The following is a 17,162-nucleotide window of genomic DNA, read 5'->3' as shown; positions in this document are numbered from 1 at the left end:
CATTTTCCGACTTGATAACCGCCTGTTTTTGAAGCGTCAGGAGCTTGCATGCTGAGTACCGAACTGTTTGCCCGCTTGAATGCCATCTGGGAAGAGGGCGAGCATCACGATGCCGCCACCACCGAACGCGCACTGAAAAACCTGTTCATCACGCCGGATACCGGGCGCTTCCTCTACCAGCTGTTGCGGCATGCCAACCCGCAGCATGTACTGGAGATTGGCACGTCCAATGGTTATTCCACTCTGTGGCTGGCGCTGGCCTTGCGCGACCGGGATGGCCGGGTCACCAGTCTGGACATTTTGCCGGCGAAACAAGAGCAAGCTGCCCAGCATTTGCAGGAATTTGCCTTGCAACACAAGGTGGATCTGCTTTGCCAGGACGCCTCTGCCTACTTGCGTGAGGCCGCTGACAGCAGCGTGGATGTGGTGTTTCTGGACGCAGATCGCAGCCGATACATGGATTATTGGCCTGATTTGTGCAGGATTCTGCGGCGTGGCGGCCTGATCGTGGTGGATAATGTCCTGTCGCATGCGGCTGAATGTGCAGATTTCATTCGACAGGTGCTTGCGACGGAAGGCTATCTCGCGGAAACTTACCACATTGGAAAAGGCCAGTTTGTCATAGTGAAAGATTGATTACGTGTCAGAAGAACTGCTGAAGCAACATCGCGATGCCATCGACGCCATCGATGCCCAGATCCTCCACCTGCTGAACAGCCGCGCCAGTCATGCCCGTGAAATCGGTGAAATCAAGGGTGGTGGCATCATTTATCGCCCGGAGCGTGAGGCGCAGGTGCTGCGCCGCATCCAGCAGCTTAATCCGGGCCCCTTGCCGAATGAAAGCGTGGCTCGCTTGTTCCGCGAGGTGATGTCCGAATGCCTGGCGCTGGAAAAGCCCTTGTCCATTGCCTATCTGGGGCCGGAAGGCACCTTCACCCAACTGGCTGCCATCAAGCATTTTGGCCATGCTGCGCGTACGGTAGCCTGCGCCTCGGTGGATGAGGCTTTCCGCCTGGTGGAATCCCGCACGCTGGATTATGTGGTGGCTCCGGTAGAAAACAGCACCGAAGGTGCGGTTGGCCGCACGCTGGACTTGATGGTCAGCAGCCCGCTGCGCATTTGCGGTGAGGTGGTGCTGCGTATTCATCATCACCTGCTGCGCAAACAGGAAGGCATGAACGGCATCACCCGGGTATATGCCCATGCCCAGGCGCTGGCGCAATGTCATGAATGGCTGAACAAGAACCTGCCAGCACATGTTGAACGGGTGTCTGTGGCCAGTAATGCCGAGGCTGCCCGCCTGGCTGGTGAAGATGCCAATGCCGCTGCCATTGCTGGTCAGGCTGCGGCGGAGCGCTATGGCCTGGTCAAGCTGGCGGAAAACATCGAAGACGAACCGAACAACACCACCCGTTTCCTGGTGCTGGGCAACCAGCAAGTTGGCGTGACCGGGCAGGACAAGACATCCATCGTGGTGGCAGCACCCAATCGACCGGGTGCGGTACATCAGTTGCTGGCTCCGGTGGCAGACAACGGCGTATCAATGACCAAGTTCGAATCGCGCCCGTCGCGTGCCGGTTTGTGGGATTACGTCTTCTTTATCGACATGGAAGGGCATCATGACGATGCCAATGTCGCGACGGCGCTGGCCGGCCTGTCGGAGCGGACTTCCTTTGTCAAAGTGCTTGGTTCCTATCCGCAAGCGGTGCTGTAAAAATTGCTGTAATCAGTACAGCCGGGCTGGAGTAATCCGCCCGGCTTTATTCTTTTTGGAGAATGTTGATGAAGTCCCTGTGTCTGTTTTGTGGTTCCAACAAAGGGGTTCGCCCCGAATACCAGGCCGCTGCTGCCGCATTTGGCCGCACGCTGGCAGAAGAGGGCATCACCCTGGTGTATGGTGCTGGCAAGGTCGGTTTGATGGGCGTGGCTGCCGAAGCCGCGCTGGCTGCTGGCGGCAAGGTGATTGGGGTGATTCCGGAATTTCTCAAGGCCAAGGAAGTTGCCCATCTTGGGCTCACGGAATTGCATGTCACGCAAACCATGCATCAACGCAAGGCCATGATGGCGGAACTGTCTGACGGCTTTGTTGCCTTGCCCGGCGGTTTTGGCACCTTTGACGAGTTGTTTGAAATTCTGACCTGGGCGCAGCTGTCGGTACACGACAAACCGGTAGGCCTGCTGGATATTGCCGGCTTCTTCCAGCCTTTGCTTGCGCTCAGCCGCCATGCCGTGACTGAAGGCTTTGTACCGCAGGGCAATATGGATTTGTTCAGCCATTCGGCTGATATCAGCCAGTTATTGCAAGCCATGCGCGCTTACCAGCCAAAACAGACCGCCAAATGGCTTGATCTGGCGAAGACCTGACCCCATCTGGCATGACATCGCCCCAGGGGTTTTGACATGAATGATGACCGTGCGACAACGCGTAAAACCTTGCTCTGGCGTTTGCGTCGCTTGCTGACAGGGCCGCTGGTGCTGTTGGCGGCCTTGCTGATTGCCTTTGAAGAATTCGCCTGGGACGAATTGTCCGACTTGCTGGCCCGGCTGGGCCGCTGGCCGGTACTGCGCCAGCTGGAGGCTGCTGTGGCACGTGCCACACCTCCGGTGGCGCTCAGCCTGTTTTTGTTACCGGTGCTGGGGCTGTTGCCGGTCAAGCTGGCCGCAGTCTTGCTGATCAGCCGCGGCCATGCAGTGCTGGGCCTACTGGTTATTCTGCTGGCCAAGCTGCTGGGAACCGCGGTGGCTGCACGGCTGTTCAGCCTTACCCGCAATCAGCTGATGCGCGTGCAATGGTTTGCCCGTGCCTATCAGCTGTTCATGCGCTTCAAAAACTATATACACGATCGCCTTGTCGCATCACCTGCCTGGCAGGCTGCCCATCGCTTGCTGGATGCCGTGCGTGCCAGGCTGCGGCGCTCTTCGGTCTGGTCCCGCCTTGGCCGGCGCATGTCCCGCCAATGGCAGCATTTGCGTAAATAGCTGCCCGTACCCATGACTTGCTTCTGCTAAAATCTGGCTCCATAACAGCCAGACCAATCCCATCGCCAGGAAATAAACATGATTATCGTGATGAACCGTTTCGCAAAGGATGAACACATTCAGGCGGTGGTGGACAAGATTCGCGCTGCCGGCCTGAGCGAGCACGTCTCGCGCGGAACCGAGCGCACCATCATCGGCGCAGTCGGGGATGAACGGGTATTCAGCCCGGATGCCTTTGCCCTGTTGCCGGGTGTGGAGCGGGCGATGCGGGTAGTCAAGGAGTACCGCATTGTCTCGCGCGAAGTGCATCCTGCCGACAGTGTGGTGCAGGTGCGCGGGCTGTCCATCGGCGGCCCGGCCATTCATGTGATTGCCGGCCCGGCTGCCGTGGAAACGCCGGAGCAGATGGCGCTGTCCGCGCAGATGGTGCGTCAGCATGGCGGGAAACTGCTGCGCGGCGGCGCGTTCAAGCCGCGCACCAGTCCCTATGCATTCCAGGGCGTTGGCGTGGAGGGGCTGGATATCCTGCAGCAGGAGGCACGTCGTCAGGGCCTGCCCATGGTGAGCGAATTGCTGGATGTGCGCCTGCTGGACACCTTTCTTGAGTATGACGTTGATGTCATCGAAATCGGCGCGCGCAATATGCAGAATGTTGGCTTGCTCAAGGAGGTAGGGCGCATCAACAAACCGGTCATCCTGAAGCGTGGTCCATCCTCGACCTTGAGCGAATGGCTGATGGCTGCGGAATACATTGCTGCTGGTGGCAACCACAACATCATTTTCTGTGAGCGTGGCGTGCGCAGCTTTGAAACGTCTTATCGCAATATGCTGGACCTGTCGGCAATTAGCGTGATGAAGCGGGAAACCCACCTTCCGGTGATTGTCGACCCTAGTCACGCTGCGGGTAGGGCATGGATGGTACCTGCACTAGCCAAGGCTGCGCTGGCAGCGGGGGCGGATGGGCTGATGCTGGATATTCATCCAGACCCGGCCAATGCCTGGTGTGATGGCGAGCAGGCGCTAAATCCGGCTGAATTCAGCCAGCTGATGCAGCAGCTGTCAGTGCTGGCCGGGGCGCTCGGCCGTAGTCTCGCCTGAGTAGCACCGTTCCTCATCTGCAAGATAATAAAAAACCGGCAGAAGCCGGTTTTTTTATTTGAGCGCTATCAGGTCCATCCCAGCAGGATGGGCGCAATCCATCCACCCAGCCACATGCTGGCTATCGGTGCGGCGATTGTCCCGATGAGCAAGCAGCGCCAGCTCAATATGCCATCCTTGCTCCGCTGCAGGGAAAACAGAAACACGCGGTATAGCAGATAGCTGAGTACGGCCATCAGCGGTGGCAGCATCACGTAAGCTGCCATTGGGCGCCACTCCAGTGCGGGAGCGGTGAGCAGGCTGCCAAGGGTAAAGCACAGTTGTGAAACCAGCAGGGCAGCGATACGTGGCGACTCTGCAGGCAGCAATAAGCCGCGACGGGTCGGGCAGGCGCTGGCTGGCAACCAGAGCGCTGCTGCGATGGCAAGCCAGCTGTAGCTATAGACAAAGGGCAGCCAGACCGGGCGCAGCGGCGTGTAGGGTTCACTCAGGCGGAAAAATGCAGCCAGTACGAAATACGCGGCGATGAAACTGGCAATGGCAACCGGGCTGCGTGCTGCAATCTGACGCCAGAGTATGTGCAGGAGATATGCCAGCAGCAGCAGGATCAGCAGCCAGCCTCCAAGGGTTGCTGTCATGCTTGTCCCAATACGCGCAGCAAGGCGGCGGAAATGATTTCGCCCATTTGGGCCAGATAGTGGGTGTGCATGTCGAAGGTGAAGCGCTGCGCATCGTCACTGGCCAAGACCAGCAAACCAAAGCGCGCCCCACTGACATCGGTCAGCGGAATCTGGCTGAATGATTGCAGTACCGGTGTGGCAGGGAACCAGCCCAGGACTTCGTCATTGACATAGGGGCCGCAGTAGGGCGCGGACAGGTTGCGGGCCAAGGCCTGCACTTCGTGACGTGCATTGTAGAGCGGAGAGGATTCGGCCGCCGGATGCCACAGACGCAAGGCCATGCGGTCCAGCGAAAAATCCTGCTTGAAGCAGCTGGCCAGCCCATCCACCACCTGCTGCAGGTTCAGACAGCGTTGCAGCACCAGGGACAGGCGGTGGGCGCTGTGAATGATCTGGTCATTGGCTTCGCCATGGAGGATGAGTTGATGCAGGCGCGCTTCCAGCTGACGGTTACGGTCCTTCAGTTCCAGCATCTGTCTGTCAGCCAGCGAAACCACCACCCGGTCCTGTGTGGCCGGGCTGCGCAGGCCAAAGCGGTCGGCATGGTGCTGCAGGAAGTCAGGGTGCGTATCCAGAAAGGCCAGAACCTCATCGCTTTGCATCAACATTCTCCTTGTAGTGTGCCTGTGTACCGATCAGTCAGACTTCGATTTCACCCTGGAATACCGTCATGGCCGGGCCGGTCATGCGCACTGGCTGACCTTCGCCATGCCATTCGATTTGCAGATCGCCGCCACGGGTATGCACCAGCACCTTGCTATCCAGCAAGCCGCGGCGGATGCCCGACACCACTGCCGCACAAGCTCCGGTGCCGCAGGCCAGGGTTTCGCCTGCGCCACGTTCAAATACGCGCAGGCGGATTTCATGGCGCGAAACAATCTGCATGAACCCGGCATTCACCTTTTCGGGGAAACGGTGGTGGGTTTCGATCAGTGCACCCAACTCTTTCACCGGTGCAGTATCGACACTATCGACCACCTGCACTGCGTGCGGGTTCCCCATGGAAACCACACTGATGTCGCAGCTGTAACCGCCGGTATCCAGCGGGTAGGTGATGGCTTCGCCTTCTGCCACAAAAGGAATCTCCAGCGGACGGAAGCGCGGTACTCCCATGTCAACCACTGCCTGGTTCTGGCCCAGGTATTCCGGAATGATCACGCCTTTGGCCGTTTCAACCCGGATGGCTTTCTTGTTGGTCAGTTTCTGGTCGCAGACAAATTTGGCGAAACAGCGTGCGCCGTTACCGCATTGTTCCACTTCGCTGCCGTCATTATTGAAAATGCGATAGCGGAAATCGTTGTTTTCTTCCTGGGGGGATTCCACCAGCAGCAGCTGGTCAAAGCCAATGCCGAAGTGGCGATTGCCAAGCTGGCGGATTCTGTCGGTATCGAGGGAGACGGTTTGTCTGACACCGTCAATTACCATGAAGTCATTGCCCAGGCCATGCATCTTGCTGAATTTGAGTCGCATCGGAAAAGTCCGGTCTCAGGGTTGGCCAAATACCGTCCATCATAACCGATATGCCATGCCTGTCCAGCGCTGGAGCCATCCGATTGACACCTTACTAACCAGTAAGTAAAGTTTGCTGATGAAAACTGCTGCCGATGCCAAAACCGATACCAGCAAACGCATTCTCGACATTGCCGAGGAGCTGTTGCTGACGCGTGGCTATAACGCCTTCAGCTACCAGCACATCAGCTCGGCACTGGGTGTGCGCAACGCTGCCATTCATTATCACTATCCCAAAAAAACCGATCTTGGCGTAGCACTGATCCAGCGTTACCGTCGCCGCTTTCAGCGTTTTGTCGAAGCGCAACTGGCCCTGACTCCTGCCCAGCAGCTGGAGCAGTACTACACCCTGACCGATGCCTATTTCGAGCACGATCAGCAAATCTGCCCCAGCGGCATCCTGACGACCGAATACCAGACCCTGCCGGAAGAAATGCAACAGGAAGCCAATGCCTTTGTCGATGAAATGCGTGACTGGGCGGTCAGCATTGCCGCACGCGGTCGTGCCGATGGCAGCATGCGTTATGCCGGCACGCCGGAAGCCATGGGCCTGCTGATGCTGGCAGCCTTGCAGGGAGGCTTGCAACTGGCACGTACCGACCAGGCGGTGATCGATGTTTTGAAAATACAGATTCGGGCCTTGCTGGGCCTGGATGTTCCACTTCCATGACATAAAACAGAGGGCTAACACGCATGGATTATCAGAAAAACAGCATGAGTCGTATCGCCGACAAAGTGGGCAGACTGCCAGTCGGCCTGCGCAGCACGGTGCTTTCCTTGTTATTCGGTCGCTTTGTGCCATTCCTGGCCACATCCGGCATTCGTTTTGAGCAAGCAGGGCATACCAGCCTGACTGTTTCCATCCGCAACCGGCGCAAGGTGCAAAACCATATCAAGGGCGTGCATGCCGCCGCCATGGCGCTGCTGGCCGAAACAGCTAGCGGCTTTGTGGTGGGCATGAACGTGCCGGATGACAAGCTGATGCTGCTCAAGTCGATGAAGGTGAATTATGTCAAGCGCGCGCAGGGCGACATGCGGGCGGTGGCCACGCTGACGGACGAGCAGATTCGCAGCATGTACAACACCGACAAAGGTGATGTGCTGGTGGATGTCACGGTGACGGACGAGTCGGGCGAATCGCCGGTGGTCTGCGAAATGGTGTGGGCATGGGTCCCCAAGAAGCGCCCACAATAAAGGAGCCAAGGCATGCAATGGCAGACTTTTGACGTTGAGTTGCAGGGCAAGGTGGCGCTGGTGCGCTTTGATCGCGCGGACAAGGCCAATGCATTGAACCAGACCATGTGGCAAGAGCTGCAATCGGTCATGGAGTGGGCAGATGCTGAGCCTGCGGTACGCGCGGTAGTGCTGGCCGGGCAGGGCAGGCATTTCTGTTCCGGTATCGACCTGTCCATGCTGTTGGGCATTCAGGGTGCCATTGCCGATGAATGCGAAGGACGTCAGCGCGAGAAACTGCGTCGACTGATTTTGCAATTGCAGGACAATGTATCCAGCCTGGAGCGCTGTCGCAAACCGGTGGTGGCCGCCATTCATGGTGCCTGCCTTGGCGGCGGGCTGGATATTGCGCTGGCGGCTGACTTCCGCTTTGCTGCAGCAGATGCGGTATTTGCCGTGCGCGAAGTGGATATCGGCATGGTGGCCGACGTTGGTACCTTGCAGCGCTTGCCTGGCGTGGTCGGGCAGGGGATTGCCAGGGAAATGGCGCTTACCGGCCGGGATGTCACGGCAGAAGAGGCATTGCGCTTTGGCCTGGTCAATCGTGTATTGCCTGATGCCAATAGCGTGCTGACAGCTGCGCTGGAAACGGCGGCGCTGATGGCAAGCAAATCGCCGCTGGCTGTGCGTGGCAGCAAGGAAATGCTGAACTACTCGCGCGATCATAGCGTGGCGGACAGCCTGAATCATGTGGCCACCTGGAATGCGGCCATGCTGCTGTCGGAAGACATCCAGAAGGCAGCCATGGCGTCGATGACGCGGCAGACGGCAAGCTTCCGCGACTGAGCCAGTGGGCCATCAACAAAAACGGCAGCTTGTGGCTGCCGTTTTTGTTTGGATCAGGATCGCGCTTATTGTGCTGCGCTGGCTGCCGTTGCGGCAGGCTTGGCCACCGATTCCCACTTGCCGTTTTTCAGCTGATACAGGGAAACAGTGCCGTTGACGATATTGCCCTTGGGATCAAAAGCGATATCGCCGGTAACGCCTTGCAGCTTGGTCTTGGCAATTTCCGGCAGATACTTGGCCGGGTCGGCCGAGCCTGCGCGCTTCATCGCTTCGATCATCACGCGGGTAGCATCGTAGGTGTACGGTGCGTAGGCCTGGATGTCGGCATTGAAGCGTTTTTTGAACTTGTCGTTGAATGCCGCAAAACCGGGCATGCTTTCCTTGGGGGCGCCGGCGCTGGAGGCATAGCTGCCTTCGGCGTCCTTGCCACCCAGTTTGGCGAATTCGGCGGTATTCACACCGTCAGCACCCATATAGTCGGCGGTGATGCCCAGCTTGCGCATCTGCTTGACCATCGGGCCGGCTTGCGCGTCCATGCCGCCGTAGAACACCAGATCCGGCTTTTCACCCTTGATGGAGGTGAGGATGGACATGAAGTCGGTGGCACTGTTGGTAGTGAATTCGCGCTTGATCACCTTGCCGCCGGCAGCTTCTACCGATTTGGCAAAGTCATCCGCCAGGCCCTGGCCATAGGTGGTGCGGTCATCAATGATGGCAATGCGGCTGCGCTTCAGGTCGCTCACGGCAAATTTGGCCAGCGCCTGTCCCTGCTGCTGGTCATTGGCAATGATGCGGAAGGTGTTCTTGAAACCTTGCTCGGTGAACTTGGGGCTGGTCACCGAACCGGCAATCATCGGAATGCCGGCATCCGAATAGATTTTGGATGCCGGAATGGCTGCGCCGGAGGTCAGGTGGCCGATTACACCGGCAACCTTGCTATCGACAAAGCGTTGCGCTACCTGGGTGGCGGTTTTCGGGTCGGCCTGGTCATCTTCCGAAACCACTTCGAACTTGACCGGCTTGCCGTCCAGTTTCAGGTTCTCAGCAGTGGCTTCTTCGGCGGCCAGCTTGACGCCATTGTCGGCATCACGGCCCCAGTGTGCAAACGGGCCGGTCAGCGGATTGGCAGAACCAATCTTCACGACGACAGCATCGCTTGCGCCAGCAGCGGCAGATGCGTTTTGTTGCGGGGCGGCAGCGTCTTGCTTGTTACAGGCAGTCAGCACCAGTACGGCGGCGGTGATAAGGGTAATACGTGGGAGATACATGGAAATGCCCTGGTCTAATTAGAATTTGATAAGGGTCATTCGCCACGAAAGCTTTTGGCATTTCATGTCAGCACACCCCGGGGGTGGTGGGGTCTGTTGATGGCGCTGACTGGATACAATCGACGCCACTGACCCGCCCATTTTTGTTGTTCTGCAGCATTTCGTCAACCTCTGTGGCTGATCCATATCAGATTGGCTCCGGTTTGTCCGTGCCTGGCAGCAGCAGAAACAAAAAAAGCGCAGCCTGGGCTGCGCTTTTTCGGGGTGATACTGGAATTACTGAGCTGCGCTGGCTGCTGCCGGTGCGCTGCCACCAACGGTGGATACCACTTCCCACTTGCCGTTCTTGACCTGATACACGGTAACGGCACCGTTCTTGATGTCGCCCTTGTCGTCAAAGGCAATCTTGCCGGTCACGCCGGTGTAGTCAGTCTTGCCGACTTCAGGCAGGTATACCTTCGGATCGGTGGACTTGGCACGCTTCATGGCATCAACCAGTACGCGTACGGCATCGTACTCATACGGTGCGTAGATTTGTACTTCGGTGTTGAACTTGGCCTTGAACTTGTCGTTGAAGGCAGCAAAACCCGGCATCTTGTCGCGCGGAACGCCGCAGCTGGAGGAGTATTGACCTTCAGAAGCGGAGCCAGCCAGCTTGATGAATTCCGGAGTCTGCCAGCCATCACCACCCATCAGCTTGGCCTTGATGCCCAGACGGTCCATTTGCTTGGCCAGCGGGCCAGCTTGTGCGTCCATGCCGCCGTAGAAGATGACATCCGGCTTGGTAGCCTTGATGGAGGTCAGAATGGCGTTGAAGTCGGTAGCGGTGTTGGTGGTGAATTCACGCTTGACCACTTCCAGACCCTTGGCCTTGACGGCTTTTTCAAACTCGTCAGCCAGACCCTGACCATAGGCAGTACGGTCGTCAATAATGGCAACCTTCTTGGCTTTCAGGCCATCAGCAGCAAATTGACCCAGCGCAGTACCTTGTTGTACGTCGTTGGCAATCACGCGGAAGGTGGTCTTGAAACCTTGCTTGGTGTAGTCCGGGTTGGTAGCGGACGGGGAGATCTGCGGCAGGCCGGCGTCGGAGTAGATCTTGGAAGCCGGGATGGTGGTACCGGAATTCAGGTGACCTACCACGCCAACGACACCAGCATCTACCAGGCGCTGGGCAACCTGGGTACCGATTTTCGGATCGCCCTGGTCATCCTCGGAAACCAGTTCGAATTTGACTTTCTTGCCACCGATCTCAACGCCTTCGGCGTTCAGGTCTTCAATGGCCAGCTTGGCGCCAAATTCATTGTCTTTGCCCAGATGCGAAATCGGGCCGGACATGGGGGATACTTGACCGATCTTGACGGTAACGTCACCGCCGGTTGCGGCAGCAGCAGGAGCAGAAGCTGCACCGGCAGCCGGTTGCTCTTGTTTGCCACAAGCAGCCAGGGTCATGGCAGCGGCAGCGATGAGGCTCAGACGAGCATACTTATTCATATTTTATTTCCCCTGATCTTATCTATGTAGACTTGGCGATCTCTGCGGGCAGCCTGATTAAAATTCAGACTTTACCCTTTACTGATTCAGGCCATTCTTATGGAATGGCCACCAGCTGCGCTGATTATGAGGAGCAGTTTGCGCGGGTGTCAACGGGGTTTATTCATTGGCGGACAAATTATTTTTTATCCCTTCAACGGGCTGCACCAAGCGCTTGCGCACGCTGCTGGCGCATTGTGGCATCTTGTTCTATAACTTCCTGCCAGCCTTGGAGATTTTTCTCCACAATACCTGCCAACGCTGCAATCCACTGCGGGTCGTCATTGAGGCAATCGATGTAGCGGAAATCCCCTCCGCCGGCTTGCTGGAAGGTGTGTTTGCCTTCCATGGCTATTTCTTCCAGCGTTTCCAGACAGTCTGCGACAAATCCCGGACAAATCACGTCCAGCCGTTTACAGCCTTCCTTACCCAGTTTTTCCAGCGTTGCACTGGTATAAGGCTGGATCCATTCCGCCCGGCCAAAACGGCTTTGGAAACTCACCACATATTGTTCCCGACTCAATCCCAGCTTTTCGGCCAGTAGGCGTCCGGTTTTCAGGCATTCGCAGTGGTAGGGGTCCCCTTTGTCCAGGGTGAAGCGGGGCACGCCGTGAAAACTCATCAACAGCTTTTCCGGGCGACCATGCACTTGCCAGTGCGCTTGCACCTTGTGTGCCAGTGCGTCGATATACGCCGCGTCATCGTGGAAGTGACGTACGGTGCGCAATTCCGGCATGTTGCGCAGCTTCATCAGTACCCGGTAGACATCATCCAGCGCCGTTGCACTGGATGAACCGGCGTATTGCGGGTAGAGCGGAATCACCAGCAGCCGGTCCACACCCTGGGCACGCATTTTCATGATGGCGGACTCGACCGAAGGCTGGCCGTAACGCATGGCGAAATCCACCACCACATTGCGCAGCCCCCGCTCACCCAGCAGGCCTTTGAGCAGGCTGGTTTGTTTGCGGGTGTAGGTGAACAAGGGCGAACCATCCGGCCGCCAGATGCTGGCATATTTTTCTGCCGACTGCTTCGGACGGGTATTGAGGATGATGCCGTTCAGAATCAGCCACCAGATGGCCTTGGGGATTTCAATGACACGGGTGTCGGACAGGAACTGCTTCAGATAAGGGCGTACCGCCTGCTCGGTGGGCGCTTCGGGCGTGCCCAGATTGATCAGCAGAATGCCGATGCGAGCTTGTTGGTCGTGGCTGAATGGTGGTTCTGGAAGGTATCCGGACATGGGGTTCTCGCTACCTGTACAGGTTGTGACTGCCGGCACCGGGCCGGCAGTCTGAAAAGTTGATTACAGCTTAGTCGTCGCGTGCTGGTGCCAGCACCGTGCGGTTGCCATTGGTTTCCATTGCAGAAACCAGGCCTGCCATTTCCATTTGCTCGATCAGGCGGGCCGCGCGGTTGTAACCGATGCGCAAATGGCGTTGCACCGAAGAAATGGACGCCTTGCGGGTTTTGACCACGATGGCCACGGCTTCGTCATACAGTGGATCGGCTTCACCGCTGCCATCCACATCGCCGCCAGCGGGTACGCCTGCTTCATCGGCTTCGGCCTGACCGCTGAGTATGCCTTCGATGTAATCCGGCTCGCCGGTGGTTTTCAGGAATTCCACCACATGATGGACTTCTTCATCAGCCACAAATGCACCATGCACCCGGTTCGGGTAGCCGGAGCCTGGCGGCAGGTACAGCATGTCGCCCTGTCCCAGCAGGGTTTCTGCGCCCATCTGGTCCAGAATGGTACGGCTGTCGATCTTGCTGGAAACCTGAAACGCGATACGGGTGGGGATGTTGGCCTTGATCAGGCCGGTAATCACATCAACCGACGGGCGCTGGGTGGCCAGAATCAGGTGAATGCCTGCGGCGCGGGCTTTTTGTGCCAGCCGGGCAATCAGCTCTTCGATTTTCTTGCCCGCCACCATCATCAGGTCGGCCAGCTCGTCAATCACCACCACGATCAGGGGCAGGGTATCCAGCGGCTCAGGTGCTTCAGGCGTAAGACTGAAAGGATTGGGAATCTTTTCGCCGGTCTTTTCCGCGTCCTTGATCTTCTGGTTGTAACCAGCCAGATTGCGCACGCCCAGCTTGGACATCAGGCGATAGCGCCGTTCCATTTCACCCACGCACCAGTTAAGCGCATTGGCAGCCTGTTTCATGTCGGTCACCACCGGTGCCAGCAGATGCGGAATGCCTTCGTAGACCGACAGCTCCAGCATCTTGGGGTCGACCATGATCAGGCGGACTTCCCGTGCGGTGGATTTGTACAGCAAGGACAGGATCATCGCATTGATGGCGACCGATTTACCCGAGCCCGTGGTACCAGCCACCAGTACATGCGGCATCTTGGCCAGATCAACCGACACCGGCTGACCGGCAATATCCTTGCCGACAGCGATAGCCAGACGGGAACTCATGTTCTGGTAACCATCCGAGCCGATGATTTCCGACAGGCGGACGATCTGCCGTTTGGGGTTGGGTAGCTCCAGGCCCATGTATGTCTTGCCCGGAATGGTTTCCACCACCCGCACCGATACCAGTGACAGCGCGCGAGCCAGGTCTTTCATCAGGTTGACGATTTGCGCGCCCTTGACGCCCACGGCCGGTTCGATTTCGTAACGGGTAATCACCGGGCCGGGGTAGGCGGCAATCACTTTGACGTCCACGCCAAAGTCGGCCAGCTTGCGCTCGATCAGACGGGAGGTGTACTCGACGGTCTCGGCAGAAACCGGCTCGTGCTGGTCTTTGGGGGCTTCCAGCAGGCTCAGGCCGGGCAGCTCGCCGCTATTGGGGTCGGCAAACAGCGACTGCTGTACCGGTTTTTGTGCTTTGGGCGAAACAGGAATCTCCGCCGTAGTGGTTTCAATGCGGACTGGAGGTTTGTCTTCCTGCTTTTTCTTTTCGCTGCTGACTTTGACTTCACGCTGCTGCGCGGTTTCGCGGCCGATTTCCCGGTCCTTGCGGGCCTGCCAGGCATGCCGCACCTTGAGCACGCCATCTTCCAGCGTGCCGCCGATTTTTTCCATGATGTCCAGCCAGGACAGGCCGGTAAACAGTGAGAACCCGATGGCTGCCGTTACCGACAGCAACAGGTAAGCCCCGGATTGACCCAGGCCATGCGCCAGCGCCTTGCCCAGCCAGTGGCCCAGCATGCCGCCAGGGGACAAAGGCAACTTGAGCTGTTTGCCGGCCAGCACTATGCCTTCGACACTGGCACTGGACAGCAGCAACAGGAAAAAGCCACCCATGGCCGCCAGCGTCATCGGATTCAGGCGAAACCCCAGGGTTTCCATGCGACGGTAGCCCCAGGCAATGGCAACCAGGCAGAACACCACCAGCCACCAGGCTGACAAGCCGAAGATATAAAGCAGCATGTCTGACAGCCAGGCGCCAAAGGCACCGCCGTAATTGCGCACCGTGGGGTCGGATGAGCTGTGCGACCAGGAAGGGTCTTGTGGTGAATAGCTGGCCAATACCAGTACCAGGTAGACCGCAGCCACCGCCATCAGCAACCACCATGCTTCACGCAGCAGGCTGGCAAGCTTGGGGGGCAGTGGTGTCTGGCTGTTCTTGACGACGGCCTTTCTTTTGAAAAGTCGCATTTTTCTCGTTTAAGGCTAGGACAGGGGGTGATTATAGCCTGACAAGGCCGTTTGGCGCGCTTGCTGTTGTCAGGCTTTGCTGTTGAGACAAGGCTTTCAGGCTGGGTAGAGCGCACCGAGCACGCGCAAGCCGGCGGCACCGGTCACCTCGGGCAGGTTGGCGGGCAGGCGATGAGAAAAGCGCCAGGCCAGCCAGGCAAATGCAGCCGCTTCTACCTGATGCACCGGCAAACCGAGTTCGGCCGTACTGCAGATACGGAGATCCGGCAGTTGTTGTTGCAGTGCCTGCATCAATGCCGCATTGTGCGCACCGCCACCACAGACATGCATGCTCTGCGTTTGTGGGCAGTGGCGGCGAACTTCGCCGGCAATGCTGTGCGCAGTCAATTGCAGCAGTGTGTGCTGGACATCTGCTGCATCCAGGGCTGGCCAGGCGGCAAGCTGCTGCTCCAGCCAGTTGAGGTCAAACAGGTCACGGCCGGTGCTTTTGGGCGGCGGGAGTTTGAAATAGTCATCGGCCAGCATCTGTTGCAGCAAGGGCAGGTGCAAGCGACCACTGGCGGCCCAGTCGCCATTGGCGTCATAAGCCTTGCCGGTGTGGCGCTGGCACCAGGCATCCAGCAGCATATTGCCTGGCCCGCAGTCAAAGCCGATCACCGGCAGGCTGCGATGCAGCCTTGTCAGATTACTGATGCCGCCGATATTCAGGATGACCCGGTTTTCCGTGTCACTGGCAAACACATCCTGATGAAAGGCCGGAACCAGTGGGGCGCCATGGCCACCGGCAGCCACATCGCGGCTGCGGAAATCACCAATCACGTCAATGCCGGTCAGCTCTGCCAGCAAGGCATGGTTGCCAATCTGCAAGGTGTAAGCGGCATGCGGGGCATGGCGAATGGTCTGGCCGTGGCAGCCGATGGCGCGAATTGCTGCAGCGGGCAGGGCGGCCTTGCCCAGCAATTGCGCTACAACATCCGCATAAATTCGTGCCAGCGCATTCGCCAGGCGCGCGGCAAGGTCCAGTTCGTTGTGTCCGATGGCTTGCAACTGCAAGACCTGTTCACGCAGGCCAGCAGGGAAGGGCAGGAAACTGTCTTCCACTACATGCGGCTTGCCTTGGGCATCCATTTCCAGCAGGACGGCATCCACGCCATCCAGGCTGGTGCCGGACATCAGTCCGATATAGCGTTCAATCATGTCGTGTCGGCTTTTCATCAGGGCATCGTGTAGCGAGGCACAGGCGGTTTTGCGGTAATCCCGGCAGTTTGCGATAATCCCGCACTTTGCTGCCTGCCTTGCAGTTGCACTGCAATATACAGGGTTTGCCATGCATTGCAGACATTTCCAGTCGCAAACCGGAGTGCCTTGCCTGGTCAGCCTACTTGTCACTGCTAGCAGCCGGGCGATTGCCAGCTGCTTTGCCGATTTGAAATAACGGACTCATGAAGCTCACCCTGCTGATGCCAGGACTTGCCTGGCTGGACGTCCATGATGGCGCCGAAGTTTGCCGCGGGCTGTCGCTGCCCGCTTTGTCTTGCCTGCTGGGCCGTGGCCACAGGCATGGCCAGGCCTTGTCGCTGACCGAGCTGTATGGCCGGGTTGGCGGTTTCCCTTTACATGGACTGGCGCGCGAACTGGCAAAGCATGCCGGCCTGACAGGCGATGCCTGGCTGATGGCAGACCCGGTACACGTGCGCATTGATCGCGACCGTGCCTTGCTGGCCGATATCGGGGTGATGCGGCTGTCGCAGGATGAGGCCGATGCCATGGTACAAAGCCTGAACCGGCACTTTGCCGAAGACGGCCTGACCTTCCATGCCATCGAACCGGGGCGCTGGTTGCTGCAATTGCCAGGGCCCAGTCAGGCGCAATTCACTCCGCTGCAGGATGCAGTAGGTGAAAACGTGAATGAACACCTGCCCGCAGGCGAGCGTGGTTTGCACTGGAGCCGTTTGCTCAACGAGATGCAGATGCTGCTTTATACCCATCCGGTGAATGATGCCCGCGAAATGCAGGGCGAGCTGGCGGTCAACAGCGTCTGGCTGTGGGGGGATGGTGCAGCAGCAAGCCAGCTTGCCGATCAGCCGCGGGCAGATCTGTTGCTAAGCGATGACCCCATCTTGCAGCAGCAGGCCGACTGCCCCACGGATGCCATGCCCTATGACTTTTCCGGCCTGATGGCGCGCTGCACAACACTGCCAGCCAATAATCATGTTGTGGTAGTGCAGGATGCTTTGCTGTCGGCAGCGCAATACCGTGATGCCTGGGGCTGGCGCGAGCAATTGCAGCGCGTGGAAACCGACTGGTTCCAGCCGCTGCTGCAAGCACTGAAGCAAGGCAGAATCAGCGAACTGCAGCTGCAATGCCATGGGGCTGCCGGCTTCAAGCTGCGCATTTGCCGCCGTGATTTGTGGAAATTCTGGCAACGCCCGCAATCGCCCGCCACCCTGTATTGAGAGCTT

Annotated in this window: 17 protein-coding genes; 9 read left to right on the top strand and 8 right to left on the bottom strand. The window is 58.2% G+C overall.

Annotation, left to right across the window (positions count from 1 at the left end):
- Positions 1-48 precede the first annotated feature (48 nt).
- The 5 genes from JHD62_RS02735 to aroF all read left to right on the top strand — a co-directional run bounded on the left by JHD62_RS02735 (position 49) and on the right by aroF (position 4,077).
- A complete protein-coding gene (locus JHD62_RS02735; protein WP_199101669.1) occupies positions 49-636 on the top strand; it encodes an O-methyltransferase in 588 nt (195 codons plus the stop codon).
- 4 nt (positions 637-640) lie between these two features.
- Positions 641-1,714 (top strand): prephenate dehydratase, encoded by a 1,074-nt coding sequence (gene pheA, locus JHD62_RS02730; RefSeq protein WP_199101668.1) that lies wholly within the window; start codon positions 641-643, stop codon positions 1,712-1,714.
- 62 nt (positions 1,715-1,776) lie between these two features.
- Complete coding sequence (locus JHD62_RS02725; protein ID WP_199101667.1) at positions 1,777-2,364, top strand: TIGR00730 family Rossman fold protein; 588 nt, start codon at positions 1,777-1,779, stop codon at positions 2,362-2,364.
- A 36-nt stretch (positions 2,365-2,400) separates the two neighbouring features.
- Positions 2,401-2,979 (top strand): hypothetical protein, encoded by a 579-nt coding sequence (locus JHD62_RS02720; RefSeq protein WP_199101666.1) that lies wholly within the window; start codon positions 2,401-2,403, stop codon positions 2,977-2,979.
- Between the two features lie 90 nt (positions 2,980-3,069).
- Positions 3,070-4,077: a 3-deoxy-7-phosphoheptulonate synthase gene (aroF, locus tag JHD62_RS02715; RefSeq protein WP_233160559.1), complete on the top strand. Its 1,008-nt coding sequence runs from the start codon at positions 3,070-3,072 to the stop codon at positions 4,075-4,077.
- A gap of 68 nt (positions 4,078-4,145) precedes the next feature.
- Here aroF and JHD62_RS02710 read toward each other — a convergent pair whose 3' ends face one another.
- From JHD62_RS02710 to dapF, 3 genes are read right to left on the bottom strand one after another with little or no spacing between them, the layout of a single operon-like run.
- On the bottom strand, positions 4,146-4,715 hold the full coding sequence (locus JHD62_RS02710; RefSeq protein WP_199101664.1) for a hypothetical protein: 570 nt from the start codon (positions 4,713-4,715) through the stop codon (positions 4,146-4,148).
- On the bottom strand, positions 4,712-5,359 hold the full coding sequence (locus JHD62_RS02705) for a DUF484 family protein (RefSeq protein ID WP_045846924.1): 648 nt from the start codon (positions 5,357-5,359) through the stop codon (positions 4,712-4,714). The genes JHD62_RS02710 and JHD62_RS02705 overlap by 4 nt, the downstream gene beginning before the upstream one ends.
- 37 nt (positions 5,360-5,396) lie before the next feature.
- On the bottom strand, positions 5,397-6,227 hold the full coding sequence (dapF, locus tag JHD62_RS02700; RefSeq protein ID WP_045846925.1) for a diaminopimelate epimerase: 831 nt from the start codon (positions 6,225-6,227) through the stop codon (positions 5,397-5,399).
- A gap of 118 nt (positions 6,228-6,345) precedes the next feature.
- Between dapF and JHD62_RS02695 the strand changes: the two genes are divergently transcribed.
- The 3 genes from JHD62_RS02695 to JHD62_RS02685 are packed head-to-tail and all read left to right on the top strand — an operon-like array spanning position 6,346 to position 8,285.
- Complete coding sequence (locus JHD62_RS02695; RefSeq protein WP_199101663.1) at positions 6,346-6,936, top strand: TetR/AcrR family transcriptional regulator; 591 nt, start codon at positions 6,346-6,348, stop codon at positions 6,934-6,936.
- A gap of 44 nt (positions 6,937-6,980) precedes the next feature.
- Entirely contained in the window at positions 6,981-7,460 is a 480-nt protein-coding gene (locus JHD62_RS02690; RefSeq protein ID WP_233160557.1) for a DUF4442 domain-containing protein, read from the top strand.
- A 12-nt stretch (positions 7,461-7,472) separates the two neighbouring features.
- Complete coding sequence (locus JHD62_RS02685; RefSeq protein ID WP_199101661.1) at positions 7,473-8,285, top strand: crotonase/enoyl-CoA hydratase family protein; 813 nt, start codon at positions 7,473-7,475, stop codon at positions 8,283-8,285.
- A gap of 65 nt (positions 8,286-8,350) precedes the next feature.
- Here the strand turns inward: JHD62_RS02685 and JHD62_RS02680 are convergent, their stop codons facing one another.
- The 5 genes from JHD62_RS02680 to JHD62_RS02660 all read right to left on the bottom strand — a co-directional run bounded on the left by JHD62_RS02680 (position 8,351) and on the right by JHD62_RS02660 (position 15,915).
- On the bottom strand, positions 8,351-9,553 hold the full coding sequence (locus tag JHD62_RS02680) for a branched-chain amino acid ABC transporter substrate-binding protein (protein WP_199101660.1): 1,203 nt from the start codon (positions 9,551-9,553) through the stop codon (positions 8,351-8,353).
- A gap of 276 nt (positions 9,554-9,829) precedes the next feature.
- On the bottom strand, positions 9,830-11,047 hold the full coding sequence (locus JHD62_RS02675; RefSeq protein WP_045846930.1) for a branched-chain amino acid ABC transporter substrate-binding protein: 1,218 nt from the start codon (positions 11,045-11,047) through the stop codon (positions 9,830-9,832).
- 193 nt (positions 11,048-11,240) lie between these two features.
- Positions 11,241-12,329: a ferrochelatase gene (hemH, locus tag JHD62_RS02670; protein WP_199101659.1), complete on the bottom strand. Its 1,089-nt coding sequence runs from the start codon at positions 12,327-12,329 to the stop codon at positions 11,241-11,243.
- Positions 12,330-12,399: 70 nt separating this feature from the next.
- Positions 12,400-14,700 (bottom strand): DNA translocase FtsK, encoded by a 2,301-nt coding sequence (locus JHD62_RS02665; RefSeq protein ID WP_199101658.1) that lies wholly within the window; start codon positions 14,698-14,700, stop codon positions 12,400-12,402.
- A gap of 96 nt (positions 14,701-14,796) precedes the next feature.
- Positions 14,797-15,915 carry an anhydro-N-acetylmuramic acid kinase gene (locus JHD62_RS02660; RefSeq protein ID WP_233160556.1) on the bottom strand — a complete coding sequence of 373 codons (1,119 nt, stop codon included), beginning with the start codon at positions 15,913-15,915 and terminating at the stop codon, positions 14,797-14,799.
- A 227-nt stretch (positions 15,916-16,142) separates the two neighbouring features.
- On the opposite strand from JHD62_RS02660, the gene JHD62_RS02655 reads away from it, so the two are divergent.
- Positions 16,143-17,156 (top strand): hypothetical protein, encoded by a 1,014-nt coding sequence (locus JHD62_RS02655; RefSeq protein ID WP_199101657.1) that lies wholly within the window; start codon positions 16,143-16,145, stop codon positions 17,154-17,156.
- The last annotated feature ends 6 nt before the right edge of the window (positions 17,157-17,162 follow it).

The organism is Aquitalea sp. ASV11, from assembly GCF_016429185.1.
GTDB classification, from domain to species: Bacteria; Pseudomonadota; Gammaproteobacteria; order Burkholderiales; family Chromobacteriaceae; genus Aquitalea; species Aquitalea pelogenes.
Note: the sequence above shows the minus strand (reverse complement) of the source record. Positions and strands in the feature narration are given on the sequence as shown.

Coding starts and splice junctions, on each gene's coding strand:
- JHD62_RS02735 (WP_199101669.1), top strand. CDS start 49: ATGCTGAGTACCGAACTGTTTGCCCGCTTGAATGCCATCTGGGAAGAG.
- JHD62_RS02725 (WP_199101667.1), top strand. CDS start 1,777: ATGTTGATGAAGTCCCTGTGTCTGTTTTGTGGTTCCAACAAAGGGGTT.
- JHD62_RS02720 (WP_199101666.1), top strand. CDS start 2,401: ATGAATGATGACCGTGCGACAACGCGTAAAACCTTGCTCTGGCGTTTG.
- aroF (WP_233160559.1), top strand. CDS start 3,070: ATGAACCGTTTCGCAAAGGATGAACACATTCAGGCGGTGGTGGACAAG.
- JHD62_RS02710 (WP_199101664.1), bottom strand. CDS start 4,715: ATGACAGCAACCCTTGGAGGCTGGCTGCTGATCCTGCTGCTGCTGGCA.
- JHD62_RS02705 (WP_045846924.1), bottom strand. CDS start 5,359: ATGCAAAGCGATGAGGTTCTGGCCTTTCTGGATACGCACCCTGACTTC.
- dapF (WP_045846925.1), bottom strand. CDS start 6,227: ATGCGACTCAAATTCAGCAAGATGCATGGCCTGGGCAATGACTTCATG.
- JHD62_RS02695 (WP_199101663.1), top strand. CDS start 6,346: ATGAAAACTGCTGCCGATGCCAAAACCGATACCAGCAAACGCATTCTC.
- JHD62_RS02690 (WP_233160557.1), top strand. CDS start 6,981: ATGAGTCGTATCGCCGACAAAGTGGGCAGACTGCCAGTCGGCCTGCGC.
- JHD62_RS02685 (WP_199101661.1), top strand. CDS start 7,473: ATGCAATGGCAGACTTTTGACGTTGAGTTGCAGGGCAAGGTGGCGCTG.
- JHD62_RS02680 (WP_199101660.1), bottom strand. CDS start 9,553: ATGTATCTCCCACGTATTACCCTTATCACCGCCGCCGTACTGGTGCTG.
- JHD62_RS02675 (WP_045846930.1), bottom strand. CDS start 11,047: ATGAATAAGTATGCTCGTCTGAGCCTCATCGCTGCCGCTGCCATGACC.
- hemH (WP_199101659.1), bottom strand. CDS start 12,329: ATGTCCGGATACCTTCCAGAACCACCATTCAGCCACGACCAACAAGCT.
- JHD62_RS02665 (WP_199101658.1), bottom strand. CDS start 14,700: ATGCGACTTTTCAAAAGAAAGGCCGTCGTCAAGAACAGCCAGACACCA.
- JHD62_RS02660 (WP_233160556.1), bottom strand. CDS start 15,915: ATGAAAAGCCGACACGACATGATTGAACGCTATATCGGACTGATGTCC.
- JHD62_RS02655 (WP_199101657.1), top strand. CDS start 16,143: ATGAAGCTCACCCTGCTGATGCCAGGACTTGCCTGGCTGGACGTCCAT.